Below are 1788 nucleotides of genomic sequence, written 5' to 3' on the forward strand. Positions count from 1 at the left end.
ACTTCAAAAATTGTTCTCACTACATTACTTTCTGCAGAAATCTTCCCATTATGTTTCTCAACAATATTTTTAGCAATAAATAATCCAAGACCCGTACTATTTTTCTGTACTGTTCTTGCTTTATCACCTGTATAAAACATATCAAAAAGATAAGGTAACTCTTCTTCTGGTATACTTTCTCCATAATTAATAATCTGTACAACAACGTCTCCATCTTCAATGTATCCATTCATATCAACAAACTTCCCATTATTTCCATATCGAACCGCATTTGTTAGAAGATTTTCAAATACTCGTGCTAACAAATTCCCGTCACCGTTGATAGTTAAATTTGGTGCAACATGTAATCTAGCCTCTAATTGATTTTTCTCTAATAATGGATATAATTCCAAATCTAATTGCACGAGCAATTCACTTATATTAATGTTTTTTTTATCTATTTGTTGTACACCATAGTTCATTCGTGTAATTTCAAATAACTCATCAATTAAACTTTCAAGTCGTTGTGATTTTGCGAATGCAATTGTAGAATAATATTTAATTTGTTCCGCAGTTAAGTTTTTCTCATTGAGAATTAAATCTAAATAACCTAGGACAGATGTTAATGGTGTTCTTAAATCATGAGCTAAGTTAACAACAAGTTGATCTTTACTACTTTCTGCAAAGTCTCCTCGTTCAACCGCCTCTTTTAATTTTTCACTTGCAATATTAATTGCGCGTGCAATATCGCTGAATTCATCATTTGATGAAATATAAACTTTATGTGTGAAATCTCCTTTAGAGAGATGATGAATGCCATTAGAAATTTCATCAAAATACCTTAAATAAGGTTTCGTTAAAAAGAAAAAGAATAAAATAGATAGCAAAGTGAAGGAAAGGAAAGAGAAATAAATACTTCCCCCAACCACTCTATTTGCTACATAGTCTTCATGACTAACCATCATTCTAAAAGAGAAACCTAATGTTTTATAAATTATATATGTTCCGAAAGCTGCTAACATCATACTTAGTGCAAACAAGGCAATCATTTTAAACCTAAAACTTTTTACTATTTTAGCCATTGAAAGTATAACCTACTCCCCATATCGTTTTTATTAACTTGTTCTTCCTTTTATCTTCTCCAAGTTTCTTTCGTAAAGTACGAATATGCACCGTAACTGTATTATTGTTATCATCATAATAATCATTTGTCCATATCTGCTGAAAAATATTTTCAAGGCTATATACTTTTTTCGGATGACTTGCCAATAAATATAAAATATCAAACTCTTTTGGTGTCAAATCAATTCGTTCTCCGTATACATGTACCGTTCTTTTCTCAAAATCAATGACAACGCCTCCAGCCTCTAAAACAGATGTTTCTTCTACTTTCGGTTGATTTAACGTAAGAAATCGGCGAAGTTGAGCATTCACACGTGCAACTAATTCAATTGGTGTAAAAGGTTTCGTCATATAATCATCTGCACCTAGTACAAGACCCGTCACTTTATCAAAATCAGATGTTTTCGCACTTAAGAAAATAATTGGCATATTTTGTTTAGTACGGATTTGACGCGTCACCTCATAACCATCCATTTTTGGCATCATGATGTCTAAAACCACTAAATCAATTGCCTGCGATTGAATAATTTCAATTGCGGCTTCTCCATCAGTTGCTTTTACAACCTGGTATCCTTCTTTTTTTAAATGTATTTCAATTAATTCAGCAATCTTCAAGTCATCATCAGCTATTAGAATTGTAATCGGCTTCATTTTATCCTACCTCTTCTTTTTCTTCCTTATATTCAA

At 31.7% G+C, this 1788-nt stretch carries 2 protein-coding genes; both read right to left on the minus strand.

Annotation, left to right across the window (positions count from 1 at the left end):
- The coding region (locus ACQGS6_RS27770) for a HAMP domain-containing sensor histidine kinase (RefSeq protein ID WP_426965979.1) at positions 1-1061 on the minus strand (1061 nt) is incomplete at its 3' end.
- The gene (locus ACQGS6_RS27775; protein WP_000802755.1) at positions 1054-1752 is read right to left on the minus strand and encodes a response regulator transcription factor; all 699 of its coding nucleotides are present in this window, start codon (positions 1750-1752) and stop codon (positions 1054-1056) included. The genes ACQGS6_RS27770 and ACQGS6_RS27775, both read right to left, overlap by 8 nt.
- Positions 1753-1788: the final 36 nt, after the last annotated feature.

It is taken from the genome of Bacillus sp. GMs2/2, assembly GCF_050172095.1.
Taxonomy (GTDB): Bacteria; Bacillota; Bacilli; order Bacillales; family Bacillaceae_G; genus Bacillus_A; species Bacillus_A cereus.